17 protein-coding genes and 1 other RNA gene are annotated in these 16524 nt (G+C 43.8%); 16 read left to right on the top strand and 2 right to left on the bottom strand.

Annotated elements, in window-relative coordinates:
* Window positions 1-124: 124 nt before the first annotated feature.
* The gene (locus tag ABXT59_RS07985) at window positions 125-730 is read right to left on the bottom strand and encodes a hypothetical protein (RefSeq protein WP_443635383.1); all 606 of its coding nucleotides are present in this window, start codon (window positions 728-730) and stop codon (window positions 125-127) included.
* Between the two features lie 209 nt (window positions 731-939).
* Between ABXT59_RS07985 and ABXT59_RS07980 the strand changes: the two genes are divergently transcribed.
* The 12 genes from ABXT59_RS07980 to ABXT59_RS07925 all read left to right on the top strand — a co-directional run bounded on the left by ABXT59_RS07980 (window position 940) and on the right by ABXT59_RS07925 (window position 10430).
* On the top strand, window positions 940-1905 hold the full coding sequence (locus ABXT59_RS07980; protein ID WP_443635382.1) for a hypothetical protein: 966 nt from the start codon (window positions 940-942) through the stop codon (window positions 1903-1905).
* Window positions 1906-3396: an Hsp70 family protein gene (locus ABXT59_RS07975; RefSeq protein WP_443635380.1), complete on the top strand. Its 1491-nt coding sequence runs from the start codon at window positions 1906-1908 to the stop codon at window positions 3394-3396.
* Between the two features lie 2 nt (window positions 3397-3398).
* On the top strand, window positions 3399-4598 hold the full coding sequence (locus ABXT59_RS07970; protein WP_443635378.1) for a TerB family tellurite resistance protein: 1200 nt from the start codon (window positions 3399-3401) through the stop codon (window positions 4596-4598).
* Window positions 4591-5673 (top strand): M48 family metallopeptidase, encoded by a 1083-nt coding sequence (locus tag ABXT59_RS07965; protein ID WP_443635376.1) that lies wholly within the window; start codon window positions 4591-4593, stop codon window positions 5671-5673. Before ABXT59_RS07970 ends, ABXT59_RS07965 begins: the two co-directional genes overlap by 8 nt.
* A gap of 125 nt (window positions 5674-5798) precedes the next feature.
* Complete coding sequence (locus ABXT59_RS07960) at window positions 5799-6101, top strand: YdhR family protein (RefSeq protein ID WP_443635374.1); 303 nt, start codon at window positions 5799-5801, stop codon at window positions 6099-6101.
* Window positions 6102-6131: 30 nt separating this feature from the next.
* The gene (locus tag ABXT59_RS07955) at window positions 6132-6410 is read left to right on the top strand and encodes a hypothetical protein (protein WP_443635372.1); all 279 of its coding nucleotides are present in this window, start codon (window positions 6132-6134) and stop codon (window positions 6408-6410) included.
* 19 nt (window positions 6411-6429) lie between these two features.
* Window positions 6430-6765 (top strand): nuclear transport factor 2 family protein, encoded by a 336-nt coding sequence (locus tag ABXT59_RS07950; protein ID WP_443635370.1) that lies wholly within the window; start codon window positions 6430-6432, stop codon window positions 6763-6765.
* Window positions 6766-6869: 104 nt separating this feature from the next.
* Complete coding sequence (locus ABXT59_RS07945; RefSeq protein WP_443635368.1) at window positions 6870-7499, top strand: DUF1326 domain-containing protein; 630 nt, start codon at window positions 6870-6872, stop codon at window positions 7497-7499.
* Window positions 7500-8333 carry a DUF2182 domain-containing protein gene (locus ABXT59_RS07940; protein ID WP_443635366.1) on the top strand — a complete coding sequence of 278 codons (834 nt, stop codon included), beginning with the start codon at window positions 7500-7502 and terminating at the stop codon, window positions 8331-8333.
* A 224-nt stretch (window positions 8334-8557) separates the two neighbouring features.
* An RNA gene (ffs, locus tag ABXT59_RS07935) (signal recognition particle sRNA small type) lies at window positions 8558-8651 on the top strand.
* Between the two features lie 70 nt (window positions 8652-8721).
* Window positions 8722-10068: a DUF6538 domain-containing protein gene (locus tag ABXT59_RS07930; protein ID WP_443635365.1), complete on the top strand. Its 1347-nt coding sequence runs from the start codon at window positions 8722-8724 to the stop codon at window positions 10066-10068.
* A 38-nt stretch (window positions 10069-10106) separates the two neighbouring features.
* The gene (locus ABXT59_RS07925) at window positions 10107-10430 is read left to right on the top strand and encodes a hypothetical protein (RefSeq protein ID WP_443635363.1); all 324 of its coding nucleotides are present in this window, start codon (window positions 10107-10109) and stop codon (window positions 10428-10430) included.
* A 565-nt stretch (window positions 10431-10995) separates the two neighbouring features.
* Here the strand turns inward: ABXT59_RS07925 and ABXT59_RS07920 are convergent.
* A complete protein-coding gene (locus ABXT59_RS07920) occupies window positions 10996-11601 on the bottom strand; it encodes a hypothetical protein (RefSeq protein ID WP_443635361.1) in 606 nt (201 codons plus the stop codon).
* A 195-nt stretch (window positions 11602-11796) separates the two neighbouring features.
* On the opposite strand from ABXT59_RS07920, the gene ABXT59_RS07915 reads away from it, so the two are divergent.
* Genes ABXT59_RS07915 through ABXT59_RS07900 form a run of 4 tightly spaced genes read left to right on the top strand, consistent with a single transcriptional unit; the run spans window position 11797 to window position 16201 of the window.
* A complete protein-coding gene (locus ABXT59_RS07915; protein WP_443635359.1) occupies window positions 11797-12069 on the top strand; it encodes a hypothetical protein in 273 nt (90 codons plus the stop codon).
* Window positions 12070-12076: 7 nt separating this feature from the next.
* Window positions 12077-13912: an ABC transporter permease gene (locus tag ABXT59_RS07910; protein ID WP_443635357.1), complete on the top strand. Its 1836-nt coding sequence runs from the start codon at window positions 12077-12079 to the stop codon at window positions 13910-13912.
* A 3-nt stretch (window positions 13913-13915) separates the two neighbouring features.
* Entirely contained in the window at window positions 13916-15055 is a 1140-nt protein-coding gene (locus ABXT59_RS07905) for an ABC transporter ATP-binding protein (RefSeq protein ID WP_443635355.1), read from the top strand.
* 3 nt (window positions 15056-15058) lie between these two features.
* Window positions 15059-16201, top strand: a complete 1143-nt coding sequence (locus tag ABXT59_RS07900) for an ABC transporter substrate-binding protein (protein ID WP_443635354.1) — start codon at window positions 15059-15061, stop codon at window positions 16199-16201.
* Window positions 16202-16524 lie beyond the last annotated feature (323 nt).

Here is a 16524-nt window from a genome sequence, read left to right as displayed (position 1 = left end):
ATATAAAGATGGGGTTGTGATTAAACTTGAAAGTATATGGGGTGAGGTTGCACTACTCCCCACAAACGTAGTTGGGCTCAAAGAAAGTCCAATACTACTTTTGGTCATTATCAAATTAACCCAATTAGTTTGGCCTACTCATTAAGCGCTGAGAATAAGCACCCACGACACGTCTAACATTATCTTGGTCTTGCTTTATAAATCGCTCAAACGTTGCCCTATACATTCCATGTGGACGCTCAGAGATGGGTTGCTGTAGATCCATGGATGCACCCAGTTTAAAGCGTAACTTTCGAGCTTTACGAATCATCCGATCTGCATAAACTTCATTCTGACAGCTGTAGTTTAAGCCATAACATTGGCGGCATAAAAATCGTTTGGATGCGCAGTACAAGATCGCTTTTCTAACGTTGCAAGCAGGGCATGAGAACCAAGTTCTGGTGCCGCCATAGTTGCATATCGTTCTATCTATAAAGATGTGCTCTGAGACTTTCTCAGAGGCCGTTTGAGGCGTCTTTACGGCATAGGAAATACCCAACGTAGAGTCTTTATATGTGTACTCTAGAGCGCATTCTGAGAGCCCTGGGTTTGCCCACTTAATTAAACCATTTGAAGCACTTAGATCAAATAATCCATTACGTTTTAGCACTCGAACATCGAGTTGATGCACTTCTTCTAAGTTAGGACCTCGACGATTCTGAAACCGTCGCCCTGAACCAATTCCACCCATAAATGAACCATTCAGACTAAATGAATAATATGATACTTAATTCTTTAATTGTCAATTAAATGCAAATTAAATGTAAATTAAATGTAAAATTAGGAAATATTCTTAGCTGTATCTGTGTTAGGTTTTATGACTAACCTTTGATTGCATCAGAAATCAATGGATTAGCGGATAACAGATCCTAGTCGCAGTATGGGTTAGGGGAGGAATTCATGAGTGAAAAAGACGAATTAAACCAAATTGACCAGCCTCAGGTCGATGATTCACAACCTCTGGAATCATTTAACACCGCTGATCCTGGACTCCAGCCTAACGATCCTAATGAATCAGCCGTACCAGATCGGATTGGAATGAAGTTTTCTCTATTACGTATTCTGCTATTGGCGTTTGCCTCTGTTGCTTTTCTCTATTCGTTAACCCTAAACATAGTTTATCTATTGGGGTCTGGGGAGGTGAGAACGGACAATGTATTTAGCGTCGATGCAATCTTTGTTATATGTGTTTTGATGTTGATTTCGGTATTGGCTACTGCAAGTGCTTTTTGGATGTATTACGTTAAAAGTGTAATGTTAAAAAATGGCCCCGCTCTAGTTCCAGAAAAGTGGGGTCGGTTAATTGATGCACTAGCTCTTGCAACAAGGGATATGCAAGCTAGTTCATCCTCTGGACTTAACAAAGTTCTCCATCAGTCAAATCATCAATCAGCGCAAGCTGATGCACTTATGAAAAGCTTTTTAACTTTGCAGTCAGCCTTAGATAGCAGAGACAAAGAAATTGCTCGGCTAAAAAAAGGCTACGATGCGGTCATTATCAAGCGGTTTTTGAATAGGTTTATAAGAGTGGACAGAGCCCTCCTAGAAATAGTCAATGAAAGGCCAGAAGACGATAATGCAAAAGTGATGCGCTATCTAAATAGGCTAATGGAGGATGCATTGGATGAGTGCGGAGTAGAGCGCTTTTTGCCAGAAATTGGCAGTGACTTTCGTGAGGCCAGAGAAAGCGTTGGTGAGGAGCCACGAATCTTGAATACAGAGCGAATCGACTTGGATTTCACAGTGGCTTCAGTTGATTCTGCTGGCTACGTTATTAGAGGTGAAGAGAATTTGCAGGTAATAGTTCCAGCAAAAGTTTCGATTTATAGAATACAAGCGCTGAAGTCCAATGAGGAGACAGTTTAAATGGGAAATGTAATAGGTATTGATTTGGGCACGACTTTTTCGGCGGTAGCTCATATAGATGAGAGTGGGCGTCCCGCTATAGTCTTAAATGATAGAGGTGACAATATTACTCCATCTTGTGTGGCGATGCATAAAGGGTCATTGGTTGTGGGTGAAGTTGCAAGGCGGACATGGGGTAACGATCCTGATAATGCAGCATCTAGATTTAAGAGGGACATGGGAACTTCGAGTACATACGCTATTGCTTCAAAAGACTATACCCCTACACAATTGAGTGCCGAATTATTAAAAAAGCTGAAGGAGGATACTGAAGAGAAGATAGGGCCAATTGATGAAGTGGTGGTTACAATCCCTGCCAACTTTGCTCTGGAAGCTCGAGAGGCGACAATGGAAGCCGCAACTCTAGCTGGGCTTAACGTAAAGTATATTATTAATGAGCCGACTGCTGCAGCACTATATTACGCTTTTCAATCGGACGGAAACCTATCAGGTACGTTTGTGGTGTTTGACTTGGGTGGTGGAACATTTGATGTTTCGGTTATAAAGGTCGATGGGCAAGATATTGACGTGGTGGCTTCAAACGGCCTAAATAAACTAGGTGGTGATGACTTTGACCATGTTCTTTGGAAACTTGTTGCTGATAAATACCTTAAAGAATCAGGTGAACCGCTTACTCGAGAAGACTTCCCACTTAATGCGGCAGAGGAAGAGAAAAAGTCTCTTTCACAAAGAAAAAGAACTACGGCTGAAATTGAAAGGGAATTGGTGGACCTCAGTCGCGTTGAGTACGAGGAGGCGATTTCTAGTTTAGTTGCTCAAGTTGAGATGATGTGCGAAGCAACATTAGATGAAGCAGGAATCGAGCCTGGAGACATAACAAAGGTGTTTTTAGCAGGCGGCAGCACGAGAATGCCAGCAATAACTGAGTGCGCTAAAAGAGTATTCAAGCAAGACCCAGTCGCTACGGCAAACGTGGATGAAGTGGTAGCGCTTGGAGCAGCACTCTATGCAGCTTACAAGGGTGATGGAGAAAACTTAACAGCGATCCAAAAACAATCAGTGTCGAAGTTAACCGTGACTGAGACTACAAATATGTGCTTTGGAACTATTACATTGGGACACAGTGAGTCCAAGGGTGAACAATTGGTAAACTCAATAGTCATAAACAAAGGTGAAAAACTCCCCTGTAAAACCACAGAATCATACTACACAGTTTATGAAGGACAAACTTCAATAGCATGTAAAATTACTGAATCTAAAAGTGCTGAAACCAACCCGAAGTTTGTGAAAGAAATATGGAGTGGTTCACTTGACCTTCCTGCTAACCGGCCAGCGCAACAAGAGATTCAAATAACGTATTCATACGATGAAAATCAAATGATGCGAGCTTCCTTTAAAGATATGGCATCTGGAAAGGAAACTTCGATTTCGTTATCTATGGGTGGCGAGCAACGTGAGTCGTCAGATATAAACAAATTCTTGGTGGATTAATTATGGAAGGGATATTAATTTTTATTGTAATAATATTCGGTTGGGCAATATTTAAAATGCTTGTTACTAAGGCGGCTCATGTTGTTAAGAAAGTTGTCACAGGTAAGGATACTTACTTTGGGCCAGCAATGATAAAACTGGTTGATGAAACACTCGAAGACTCGAATCTTAAATTTAAGAATGTGATGTTCCGTGGAAAATTACCAGTTAGTCATACAATGAAATTGTCTTTTGCAATTTCGATACTGGACGCTACCGATGGTGAAAAGTCTTTTAAGCCGATAATTTCAATTATTGATTCCATGCAAGAAGATACCTCTGCGTGCTATCAAGCGAGTGGAGATTTGGGCAGTATTGACGAGGGAGACAGCTTCACTGATTGGGTTAAGATTGGTGCAATAGTTCCTAATCTGCTCCAACCTCCACGATCTGGGAATCGCTCATTACTTGTAATTGTCCGTTTTTTTGACACAAACAATGCTCCATCAATACATGCAGGTTTTGGTGATGGAGCTAGTCTTTGGGAACAAACCTTGGAGATTCAGCATCACTTTGATGAGATCGGTTATGAAGACGCGTCCGAGCACAGAGAAGAGGCTCAGTCAATATCATTGAAGATTGGTATGGCAGTGGCAATGGCTGACGGTACATTAGAAGATGCAGAAGGTGAAATTCTCCAAAACTGGGTTAAAAAGACAATTGCATCTTTTTCTGACGATCGTCAGTCACATCTCAAAAGCACTTACAATGAAGCTATGAAAGAAGCTCATTTTGATGCCCAGAGTGGTAACTTGAGCTTATCCCCTTTAGTTGAAAGATTATCTGTAATTGGAGATAAAAAGTCTAAATACGATGCGGTTGAACTGTGTTTTGATGTCATGGCGGCCGACGGACTTGCCGACCAAGAAGAGATGTCTGTGATCAAAACGGTTGCCGAAGCTCTTGATTTGGATATGACTGAGATTGAAAGCATGCGAGAGCAAGTTACTTTGAATTTATCTAGTTCTCTTTCTGGTGAAGAGGGTCTTGAGGCATTAGTTGGTTTAGATGCTTCTTGGTCTAATGATCAAAAGAAAAAGCACCTGCGAACCGAATTCCAAAAATGGAGCAATAGAATTAACGCTCTTAGTGAAGGAGACGAGAAAGCTAATGCACAAAGCATGTTAGATAATATAGCTATATTGAGAAAAAAGTATGGCTGATTTGGAGCAAGCTCGAACGCTAGGCATGAAAGTAAGGCTTACTGAAGACAAGGTGGTCAGTAGGCGAGAAAGCTTCAAAATTGAGGGGCGTTCAGCACATCGAGACTCAATGTTGCGGCATGGAGTTCTTATTTCAGAGGCTATGACGCCAGATCTTGAAAGGAATATTTCTGAAGTATGTGAGCGCCTATCTGTGCCTAGATCAGCTGTTTCCGCTTTTGTTTATGCTAGCGCGGACGTTCAAGCAGATTGTCTGATTGATTCCATGGATTCGTGTGTCCTAAGGTTTACATCTGGTTTAGTGAACTTAATGGATGAAGCAGAGTTCAGGTTTGTAGCTTCTCATGAATTGGGTCATTTTATACTGGGGCATGACTCATGTGGTCAATTTGTATCGGGAAGTTCTGCAGAAGGGTTTATGATTCAAAGATCTCGTGAATTATCAGCGGATCGGATCGGGTACCTAGGAATAGAAAATCTAGATGAAGCTCTCAGAGCAATTATGAAAACTGCCTCTGGCCTTACGAGTGAGCATCTTAGATTTGATGTCTCCATGTTTCTGTCTCAAAAAGAACTTCTAACAAAGCCGTCATCAGGCGAGCACAAAAATAGTACGCACCCTTCAATGTTGATTAGGTGCAGGGCCTTGATTTGGTTTTCTATGAATATAAAATCAGCAGGATGCCTAGCAAATCTAAGTGATAGTAGTCTAGAGGATATAAATAACAGGGTAACAAGAGACTTGGAGCGATTTGTTGATGGTCGCATTAGACTAGAGCGGAATGAAGTTGAGAATGATATTTTCATATGGAAACTTTGCCTTCTGATTATTGCAGAAGGCTCGTTTAGCAAAGATCTTCAAGGTGCAGTGTCAAAATTAGTAGGCAAGGTAGAGTTGGAGCAGATAAGAGGCTTTTTTGAACTTTACGAAGCAGATGACCTCCATGACGAAACGGAATCAAGGCTCAATAACGCTCTTCAGCAATCGGAGGCTGAGTTCCCAAGTTCAGCGCTTGATATGGAGGATAAAGCTTTTAGTCGCGCCTACGCTATCATATCTGAAGCTACAGCTTAAATAATGTGTTCTGAAACTGTCTCAGAGGCCGTCGTAGAAGCCTATGCCGCGCTCTGGTAGTTTCTAAAGAGTTTAGTCACTGTGACTGGGCTATAAAAACAGGAATTATGTTTAAGGAGTTAGCAATGCAAGCACTTATAATCAACTTTAACCTTGATGGAATCACCCGCAGTGACTACGAGGGTGTATGTAACGAATTGGCACCGGCCTTTGCCGCAGTACCAGGATTAATCTCAAAACATTGGTTAGCCGACGAAGCGAATAACACCTATGGCGGCATTTATTTATTTCAAGACCAAGCAGCCCTAGATGGTTTTCTGGCGTCTGAGCTGTTTGCAGGTGTTGGTGGCAATCCAGCGTTGGTCAATGCCACAGCCAAACCATTTAGTATTTTGGAAGGCCCGACTCGAGTTACTCGAGGAATGTAACAACCCAGTAAGTTTTTATAGGAGAGCCATATGTCAATTGTACGAATAACCACAGTTACTTTATGTTCTGAAGCAGTGGCAGATGCTTCAGTATTGAGCTACGCAGCAAAAGCCCCTAATGAATTCCCGTCTGCTGAACAGCTTATTGGTATTCGAGCAGATGGCAATAAAACCATTGCAGTCTCAATTTATGAAAGCCAAGAAGCTATGGACAAAGCCGATGCGGCAAGAGATAAACGCATGGCAAACCCCGACATTGTCTCAATGGAGTCTATCATCGGCACAGTTACACTAAATCATATTAATTAATCAGGTACAAAGGAGAAATATGTCGATTTATAATGCAATGGTGGCGGCTACTGATGCCAAAGACGCTGATAAGTTGAATGATTTATATGACGATGATTTCAATTTTGTACGTCATCAAAGTAACAGCTGCATGAACAAAGCGGAAATGCAAGAGCTGCGCTTAACACCCCTCAATAGCGATGCTTTTAAAGTTGATGCTAGAAGGTGTTTGTATGAAAATGATGACGTCATGGTGATGCACCAAATTATGACTTTTCCCAATGGCAGCAAAGAAGCGTTGATGATGGTTAATATGTTAAACGCTGGGAAAATAGTCAGTACTGAAACTGGAGCAACGCCCTTGCCTGATGCTTAGTGGGTGGATATTGTTAACGAAGGCCTGAGGAGCATACGGCTAGTTGGGCTTATATGTTGGTGGTCGAAAGACTGAGCCAACGAGTTTATAAGGAGAGGAAACCAATGATTGATTGGAATATTGACGGCCAAGAAATGGCCAACTGTAATTGCAATTTTGGCTGCCCTTGCCAATTTGGCGTATTACCAACGGGTGGAAGCTGCCAAGCGGTAGCAGTATTTAACATCACCAAAGGTCACTACGGTGACGTATCGTTAGATGGCCTGCGAGCGGCCGGGGTGTATTACTGGCCTGGCCCTATCCACGAAGGTAACGGGCAATATCAGTTGATTATTGGTGACTCTGCAAGTATTGAGCAAAAGGCGGCTTTAGAAGCCATTATGTCTGGCAAGGATACGGAAGAAATGGCCACCATGTGGTACGTATTTAATGCCACAAGCCCAACCCAGCACCCTACGCTTAGTGCACCTATTGAGCTAGATTGGGACATTGATAGCCGCGTTGGAAACGCCAAAGTTGGGGGTATTTTCGATATTGCTGTAGCGCCTATCCCCAACATTGTGAGCGGCGAACCACACCGAATCTCCATTCAACTCACCGATAGCTTTGAATTTAGGCAGGCCGAGATGGCGTCTGGTACCTCCAATACCAAGGGCGGCGTTATCGATCTATCGTTTGAGGCCACCCATGCCCACATTGCCAAGCTCAATTTAACGGGCCAAGGCGTAGTCTAGATGGATAATCACCCGCAAATGCAGGGCGAGCAAAAGCCAATCAGTGTTATAGAACGGCTATTGCGCCACGATCGAGTGATTGTGGCCGTAGCCGTTACATTGCTGGTTGCTGTTGCCGGGGCCTACACAGTGCTGGGCGTAGGTATGAACATGAGCGCCATTGACATGACATCAATGGCCAATTCCATGGCTAAACCTATGGTGATAACCGCCCAGTGGCAACCCGTTAACTGGGTTCTGCTATTCTTGATGTGGTGGATTATGATGGTGGCTATGATGACCCCGAGCGCAGTGCCGTTGCTCATGCTCTTCACTGTCGTTAAGCGCCAAGGGCAAGATGGGCACCGAGCCGCAGGCTATACGGGGTTTCTGTTATTGGGGTACCTTCTGGCGTGGGCCTTGTTTAGCGCTGTTGCAACCATTTTGCAGTGGGGGCTGCAGGAGGTGGGTGTGTTGAGCGGGCCAATGATGGTCATCAAGTCGCAAACGTTGGCTGGCGTTTTGATGGTGTTGGTAGGCATCTATCAATTCACTGCCATTAAAAATGCCTGCTTATCACGCTGTCGTGCCCCCGCTCAGTTCATTGCTCAACACCATAGTCCCGGCAGCAAAGGCGCCCTCAGGTTGGGAATGCATCATGGTGCATATTGCCTCGGTTGCTGTTGGGCTTTAATGGCACTATTGTTTGTGGGCGGCGTGATGAACCTATATTGGATTGCCGGTATAACCTTGTATGTATTGTTAGAAAAAGGCTTGCCGCAAGGTAAATATATTGCACGATTGGCTGGTGGCGGGCTCATTGTTGCAGGCGTATATCTAATGGGTTCGGCTTAACGGTAAGTTTGAACCTCGATTTTATACGACCGACGGGGTGTTTATTGAGTATTAGTATGTGAATAGACACTTAAATAAATCGATCTTATGGCGCTGTTTTAGTGAGTCACTAGGTGGACCACACGGTGGAAAACCCGCTTGAAATTGCCTTCTAAATTGTGCTTAAATACAACCTCAATTAATCACTTCTTGATAGGTGTCTAATTCGCTCAAAGTACTATGAATCAAGGTTACGCAACGATAAACCGTGAATCTGGTCAGGCCTGGAAGGGAGCAGCCACAGCGGTGGATTCGTGTGCCGAGGTGTGGCTGGTAGGGGTACCACCATTTGTTTGATTGATATCGCTATTTAGCTGTTTTTAGATACTTATTGAAGCAAGTGGACCACATGGCCAATCCTTCAGCGTACATTCAGTCTTCTGTGCATCACGTATATTACTTTCGCATTCGCGTGCCGTTGCATCTACAAACTCAGCTTCAGCAGACTTACATCCGCCGTTCGCTGCAAACCAAATGCAGACGACAAGCAGTTATAAGATGCTCTGAATTACTTCAGCAGACCGATGTACTGTTTGACTGTGCAGACCTAAAAGTGGCAGATATAAGCACAATTCAGTGGGGCTATGAAAAGGTTGATAAAGCTTCAAAAGCAGCTTTTTTATTAAGTACTAAAGAACCCAGCCAAACCATAAAGGCGTCCTCAGCGCCTCTCCTGTCTGCTGTATTGAGCGAGTACTTTGTTGCCCAACGTCTTGAAGGTGTCGGGGAACGGACCATAAGAACAAAACTAGGCGTGGCTAACTTGCTATATCAAATTATTGGTGATGTCCCTGTAGACAAATATAGTAGGGCAATGATGCAGACATTTAAATCGACCGCGTTGAAGCTACCCCCGCGACTTAACCAGTTGGAGGGCATATCCATAGAAGACGCCATTGCTCAGGCCAAGACAACCATATCTGTCATTACCTTTAATAATTACGTGAAGGACTTGAGCACAGTCTTTACCTTTGCAGCGAGGGCAGGTTACTGCGAGCGCAATCCTTTTGATGGACTAAAAGTTAAGCTGAAAGTTAAAGTCAGCAGTCTAAGAAGTCGGTTTAATCAGGATGATGTCGACACCATATTCTCTACTGACATCCATACACAAAGCGCGAAAGCTCCAAAAGATTATCAATATTGGCTACCTTTGCTTGGACTTTATACTGGTGCTCGACTCAACGAACTGAGTCAGTTGTATAGGAGTGATATTATTGTTGTAAATGGTATTGACTGTTTACACATTCAAGCTGTTAATGCTGGGCAACGGCTTAAAAGTCCATCGTCTGAGCGACTTATACCGATACATTCAAAACTAAAGGCTTTAGGCTTTCTTGACTTTGTTTCCTCACCTAAAGAGAAATCTAAACTAAGACTTTTTCCTGAGCTGTCTTACCATAAGCATCATGGTTATTCAGCTACACCCTCTAAATGGTTTGCACGCCATAGGGCGCTCACAGGCCTTTCTGAGAGTACTGAAAAAAAGGACTTCCACAGCTTCAGACACACTCTTGCAGACGATCTGAAGCAGCAAGGTGTCGCTGAGAGTCACATAGCTGGGATACTAGGGCATAGCACAGGTGGAATAACTTTTGGCCGTTATGGAAAGGACTACACACCAGAAGCGTTAGCTCCAGTTATCGAGATGTTAGGCTGGAATTTACCTATGGTTGTTAAATATATATCTTTCCTTTAATGCTTAAAGTCATCCAAATAGGGAGTAACAATTTTATCTTGGATAGCGACCCACGCATCTCAGAACTGGTCGACGAGGCTAAGCAACGCGATGTTGAAAACACTAGAGAGCAGATCAAACAACTTCGCTTAGACATCTGCGAAACACTCCCAGAAGGGACGACAGAACTTCCCGTACTACTATCGAATCTTCAAATTATCTGGGGTAAATCGTCAGATACACGCCGTCGGTATGTTGCTGACGCGTTAGTTTTAGATGAACAAGTGCGGATTTTAGGGGCAGATGATGTCGAATATGGCATCACCATAGTCAGTCGTCTTTCCAAGAATGACAAGTTTAATGTCATCAAGGAACGTCTATGATTTCGTTTTGCATGGTTTTGCAAACCCGTTTTGTACAAAACCAAATAGCTTGCAAAACCAGATCTCGTTTCTCGTTTTGCATGGTTTTGCAAAATGGCCTTTGCAAAACGGGAAAGGTACTGGTGGCGTGGCTTTGGTCGTTTTGCATTTCGTTTTGCATGGTTTTGCAAAGGGTTTCATTTTGCAAAACGACGAAACCCTTGCTGTGTATGGGTTTCCCGTTTTGCATTTGTTGCACCCCTATAGGGGGTTATATGTTTGCAACACCACCCCCAAGGGGATCTAGTTCGGCATTAAATTTGCCGGATACTAGGTTAACCAATGGTCGATCAAAACTAAAATCGAAACACAATTAGAGGGCAAGCTAATGGGTTCAATCAGAAGATTTATTTGGAAGTGCATTTGGGTGTGCAGTTTTTGTACACTGGGAATTACTGTCATATATAAAGATGGGGTTGTTATTAGACTTGATAGTATTTGGGGTGAGGTTGCATCACTCCCCCATAGGTAGTTGGGCTCAAAGGAAGCCCAACTACTACTTTTGGTCATTATCAAATTAACTCGATCAGTTTGGTCTACTCATTAAGCGCTGAGAATAAGCACCCACAACACGTCTAACATTATCTTGGTCTTGCCTTAATAGTCGCTCAAACGTTGCCCTATACATGCCGTGTGGACGCTCAGAGATGGGTTGCTGTAGATCCATGGATGCACCCAGTTTAGAGCGTAACTTTCGAGCTTTACGAATCATTCGATCTGCATAAACTTCATTCTGACATCTATAGTTTAAGCCATAACATTGGCGGCATAAAAACCGTTTGGATGCGCAGTACAAGATCGCTTTTCTGGCGTTGCAAGCAGGGCATGAGAACCAAGTTCTGGTGCCACCATAGTTGCATGCCGTTCTGTCTATAAAAATGTGTTCTGAGACTGTCTCAGAGGCCGTTTGAGGCGTCTTTACAGCATAGGAAATACCCAACGTAGAGTCTTTATATGTGTACTCTAGAGCGCATTCTGAGAGCCCTGTGTTTGTCCACTTAATTGAACCATTTGAGGTACTTAGATCAAATAATCCATTACGTTTTAGCACTCGAACATCGAGTTGAGGTACTTCCTCTAAGTTAGGACCTCGACGATTCTGAAACCGTCTCCCTGAACCAATTCCGCCCATAAATGAACCATTTAGACTAAATGGATAAAGTGATATATTATAACATTATATGAGGCTTAAATCGGACACATAAATTCAGAAATATTCCTAGTTAAATCTGTGTTATGTTTTATGTATAAAATTTAACTAAATAAGAAATAAATGGATTAGAAGATAACAGATCCTAGTCGCAGTATGGGATTAGGGGAGGAATTCATGAGTGAAAAAGACGAATTAAACCAAATTGACCAGCCCCAGGTCGATGATTCACAACCTCTGGAATCAGTTAACAACGCTGATCCTGGACTCCAGCCTAACGATCCTAATGAATCAGCCGTACCAGATCGGATTGGAATGAAGTTTTCTCTATTACGTATTTTGCTAATGGCGTTTGCCTCTGTTGCGTTTCTCTATTCGTTAACCCTAAACATAGTTCATCTATTGGGGTCTGGGGAGGTGAGAGCGTACAAACTCACCTTTATCAAATAGGAATTACATGACTCAATTCAGCTTACCTAAGTCACCGAAACAAGTGTCATGGCCAAGCTTAAGGGTAATCTGGTATCGCTCTCAAAATTGGGCTCGTAACCCGACGGTTACTATCGGCATAATTCTGTCAGTGTTTGCGGCGTATCTGATTCTTGCACCCGTTATTATGATGCTGATGGATGCATTTACCGTTGATTTTGCCGATCAAGCACGGGCGTCAAAACTCGAGGGTGAACTAACAAGCTACTACTTGAATCGCGCGATGAATTCGCCAATCGCAAAGTACATTTTCTGGCTTCCATTGATGAACACCTTATTTGTGTCCATTGTGGTGATAATTGCCACATTGCTGGTGGGTGGTCTTCTTGGTTGGTTGGTCAGCCGAACAGATCTATTGGGTAAGCGGTGGTTTTCCACAGCACTTATCGTTCCCTACATGGTGCCTTCCTGGACCTTCGCATTAGCTTGGATGGCGATTTTCAAGAATCGCACAATGGGTGGATTACCTGGATGGCTTGAAAACTTAGGCTTTACACCACCAGATTGGCTATCGTACGGGTTCTTTCCGATTGCGGTAATCCTGTCACTTCACTATGTACCTTTTGTCGTGCTTTTAGTGGGTAACGCATTGCGCCAGTTTGACAGCCAGCTCGAAGAATCTGCTCGCACTTTAGGAGCAAGTTCTTTTCAAGTAGCTAGACGTATCGTCTTCCCACTGTTACGCCCTTCGATCATCTCGGCAGCGACGCTTGTTTTTGCCAAATGTCTAGGTGACGTTGGGGTGACGTATATCATAGGTGCGCCAGTAAAATTAGATTTGTTGGCAACCTCACTATTGCGGACGATTTCTACAGGACAGGATGGTATGTCTGCCGTTCTTGCTGGCACGATCGTTATTCTAGGTACCGTCTCTGTCCTGATTGACATGAAACTTTTGAAAGCTGCGCAGCGTTTTGTAACGATCGGATCAAAAGGGTCTTTGCATCGCACAACTGTGCTGGGAAAATGGAAATGGCCTGCTTTCGGCTTCGCCAGTAGTTTTGTCTTGATTGGCGCGATAATTCCCTTCGCCGCCTTGCTTCTGACCACAGTGATGCGTATGCCAGGTATTTTTAGCTGGGACAATTTCACACTTGAGTTCTGGGTCGGTCGTGATCTAATCACCACCGCACTGCCACAAGGCATTTTGATTACAAAAGAATTCTGGGTGGCTGCTTGGAATACAGTTTGGATGGTCGGACTGGCATCAATCGGCGCAGGTGTTTTGGGACTGATGGTTGGCTACATTGTCGCTCGCTCGCCTTTCCGCTTACTTGGAGGCTTTCTAAAACAGGTGACATTTCTGCCATATCTTGTGCCAGGGGTCGCGTTTGCCGCCGCTTACCTATCGATGTTTGCCAAGCCTCACGGATTCATCCCATCCCTTTACGGCACCAGCTACATCCTTGTGATCGCGTTATTAGCCAGTCAAATGCCGTTCGCCTCCCGCGCCGGAATTGCTGCAATGATGCAAATGGGCAAAGACCCTGAAGAGGCCGCCCAAATCGTTGGTGCCGGTTGGTGGCGTCGAGTTATATCAATCGTTCTGCCGATTCATCGTGGTGCTTTGGTGGCCGGTATTCTTCTACCATTTATTTCTGGCATCAAAGGGCTAAGTCTGGTGATCTTACTCGCTGTTCCTGGCACTGACCTGCTGACAACCTATGCAGTTCGCCTGCTTGATTTCGGCTATTCACAGGCCGCCAATGTGGTGGCCATCATGATCTGTCTAATTGCCTTTGGAGGCACTTGGATCGGACAAAAAATCGGTAAAACGAATCTCGCCAGCGGAATTGGAGGATAAAGAATGTCACGTATAAGCATCAAAAACGTTGACAAAACCTATGCGGGGGCGGACTCACGCGCAGTTGCAGACCTGAACTTGGATATCCCAAAATCCGAATTTCTCTGCTTACTTGGCCCGTCGGGATGCGGGAAATCTACCACACTGCGCATGATCGCTGGATTGGAAAATCTTACATCAGGTCAAATCCAAATAGGTGATCAGATCGTTGACGCAGCTGATCAGGGCATCTTCGTTCCGCCGGAAAAACGCAATCTTGGAATGGTATTTCAAAACTATGCACTTTGGCCACATATGACGATTGAGGAAAATATCGAATTTGGCCTGAAAATTAAGAAAGTACCTGCGGCCGAGCGTAAAACGATTATTGATTCCGTATTGACCAAACTTGGCATCGTGCAATATCGAGATCGTTATCCTTCAGAAGTTTCAGGTGGCCAGCAACAGCGAGTTGCGTTGGCTCGAATGATTGCAGTAAGTCCCGAGGTCATCCTTCTCGACGAACCCTTGTCCAACCTCGATGCAAAACTCCGCCTTGATATGCGAACCGAGTTAAAAAGAATTCACAGTGAACTTGGTTCGACTTTTGTTTTCGTAACCCACGATCAATGGGAAGCCATGACGCTGGCTACCACAATTGCGGTGATGAATGAAGGTCGATTACAGCAAGTAGGTACGCCCGAAGAAATATATGACCGACCCGCCAACCGGTTTGTCGCAGAGTTTGTCGGTACTTTACCCATCAACATGTTGGACATGAAGTCACTTGATAACAAAACATTAAAAGCTTGGATTCAAACTTATTTAATGCAGCTCAACGTCGAAATAGTGGATGCAGCTTCGGTCGGCATCCGCCCTGAAACTATGAATTTACATCCCAACAACGAAGAAACCCCTAAAGACACAAGCCGCTGCAAAGCAAGAATTGTCGATCTAGTTCCAACAGGGGGTAACTGGATTATCGAGCTCGATGTTTCTGGCACGCAAATATTTGTGCTGAGTCGTCTTGTTGAGGATCTTACAGTTGGAAACGATATCACTTTTTCAATTCACACTTGTGATCTCCACGCCTTTGACACGGACGGAAATCGCATTCAAACCACCCAACCAAAGCAAAATCTCAAAACAAAAATAGAGGATTAAGAAATGAACTTTAAAACTAATAGGAAAATAACAACGGGGCTAGCCACAATTTTGGCTGTCGGAATCGTGCAGACTGCACCCGTTTTTGCAACTGAGCTTGGCATATCGGATGCTAATTATTCGTTGGAAGCTTTAATTGAAGCGGCCCGCAACGAGCCACCTATTGTTGTCGTGGATGCAACAGGTAAAATTAAAGTAATGGCGACAAATTTCTCCGAACTGTACGGAATCGAAGCTACTGGCGTAAAACTGGGAGGCCAAGAACAAGAGTTGATACTGCAACGTGAATACGAAGCGGGCAACGTCAAACATGATGTATTCAACATGAGCAACCTGCCCTCAATTACCACACAAATCTTACCTCAAGGTTCCGGTGTTAGTTGGATGCCATCAGATTTGAAAGATACAACACCTGCAATATACCAAAGCCCAGCCATCACCAGTTTGAACCCTTGGGTCTGGTCTTATAACACTGAGAAATATGGCGAAACTTGCCCGATCAGCAACATTTGGCAGTTGACGGATGCAGAATGGAAAGGTCGCGTCAGTATCCCTGATCCGCTTTTGCGAAATGAAACAATGTTCTGGTTCAACCAAATGGAAACACATGATGATGATGTGATGGCAGCGGCCTATCTAGATCACTTTGGTAAAAATCTGCCAGCAAACGTAGACAGTGCGACCAGCGAATGGGTAAAACTTTTTGCAGCTAATAATCCAAATGTCACTCGTAAAGACAGCGATGTTGGACCTGTTGTTGGCTCTCCTGGACTAAAAGATCCACATATTGGTTTCGTCAGTGCAGCAATCTTTCGTGTGAAATATGGTTATAACATGGGCATCTGTAGTGGTATGAAACCCTATGCGGGTCAGTTGACGCCCCGAGTAGCTGTGATTGCCACAGGGACTGATAGCCCTAATGCTGCCAAGCTCTTTGTCCACTATATGATGAGTGGCGTAGGCATGGGTCCACAGCTAATTGATGGTAAAATGGCCACCAACATCAACACCGTTATGCCAGCCGAAGAAGGCTCAGGTGTTGCCAAGTTTGTTGACGAATTACATGTGACTCATTCCGACACCACCGATCAAGATTTTGCTAGATTACAATATTGGCAGGATCTATGGACCATCCATTCACGTTGATTACGAGAGTGGCCAGTTGAGTTGATTTGAATTATCTCAACGACAGAGCACTTCAGTCTTCCCAACCTAAAGATGATGATCGGGTTGGGAAGGCTTTTTTAATATTTTCAAATGAATCATTTTCAGTACAGACATTTCTCAATTATCCAATTTACAGGTCTACCAAGAATCATTTAGCTCATATGACCAATCTTTTGAAATCTGGGCTAACTATGAAGATTCAGTGAATTAAGGAAGCACTGTTCAGACTATCTGCTGACTCGAGAAATACCCCTCCAAAGTATCTCTTCGCTCAATCTTAAATAAAAAAGCTTGAAATAACC

It is taken from the genome of Candidatus Njordibacter sp. Uisw_058 (genome assembly GCF_047730065.1).
In the GTDB taxonomy this organism is placed as follows: Bacteria; Pseudomonadota; Gammaproteobacteria; order Pseudomonadales; family Balneatricaceae; genus Njordibacter.
The sequence above is the reverse complement of the archived record's forward strand: the minus strand, read 5'-3'. Positions and strand labels throughout refer to the sequence as shown.

Bases quoted from the DNA above. Each gene is read 5' to 3' on its own strand.
- ABXT59_RS07950 (WP_443635370.1), top strand. From the start codon at position 6,430: ATGTCGATTTATAATGCAATGGTGGCGGCTACTGATGCCAAAGACGCT.
- ABXT59_RS07975 (WP_443635380.1), top strand. From the start codon at position 1,906: ATGGGAAATGTAATAGGTATTGATTTGGGCACGACTTTTTCGGCGGTA.
- ABXT59_RS07955 (WP_443635372.1), top strand. From the start codon at position 6,132: ATGTCAATTGTACGAATAACCACAGTTACTTTATGTTCTGAAGCAGTG.
- ABXT59_RS07945 (WP_443635368.1), top strand. From the start codon at position 6,870: ATGATTGATTGGAATATTGACGGCCAAGAAATGGCCAACTGTAATTGC.
- ABXT59_RS07960 (WP_443635374.1), top strand. From the start codon at position 5,799: ATGCAAGCACTTATAATCAACTTTAACCTTGATGGAATCACCCGCAGT.
- ABXT59_RS07900 (WP_443635354.1), top strand. From the start codon at position 15,059: ATGAACTTTAAAACTAATAGGAAAATAACAACGGGGCTAGCCACAATT.
- ABXT59_RS07970 (WP_443635378.1), top strand. From the start codon at position 3,399: ATGGAAGGGATATTAATTTTTATTGTAATAATATTCGGTTGGGCAATA.
- ABXT59_RS07985 (WP_443635383.1), bottom strand. From the start codon at position 730: ATGGGTGGAATTGGTTCAGGGCGACGGTTTCAGAATCGTCGAGGTCCT.
- ABXT59_RS07910 (WP_443635357.1), top strand. From the start codon at position 12,077: ATGACTCAATTCAGCTTACCTAAGTCACCGAAACAAGTGTCATGGCCA.
- ABXT59_RS07940 (WP_443635366.1), top strand. From the start codon at position 7,500: ATGGATAATCACCCGCAAATGCAGGGCGAGCAAAAGCCAATCAGTGTT.
- ABXT59_RS07915 (WP_443635359.1), top strand. From the start codon at position 11,797: ATGAGTGAAAAAGACGAATTAAACCAAATTGACCAGCCCCAGGTCGAT.
- ABXT59_RS07965 (WP_443635376.1), top strand. From the start codon at position 4,591: ATGGCTGATTTGGAGCAAGCTCGAACGCTAGGCATGAAAGTAAGGCTT.
- ABXT59_RS07980 (WP_443635382.1), top strand. From the start codon at position 940: ATGAGTGAAAAAGACGAATTAAACCAAATTGACCAGCCTCAGGTCGAT.
- ABXT59_RS07930 (WP_443635365.1), top strand. From the start codon at position 8,722: ATGGCCAATCCTTCAGCGTACATTCAGTCTTCTGTGCATCACGTATAT.
- ABXT59_RS07920 (WP_443635361.1), bottom strand. From the start codon at position 11,601: ATGGGCGGAATTGGTTCAGGGAGACGGTTTCAGAATCGTCGAGGTCCT.
- ABXT59_RS07905 (WP_443635355.1), top strand. From the start codon at position 13,916: ATGTCACGTATAAGCATCAAAAACGTTGACAAAACCTATGCGGGGGCG.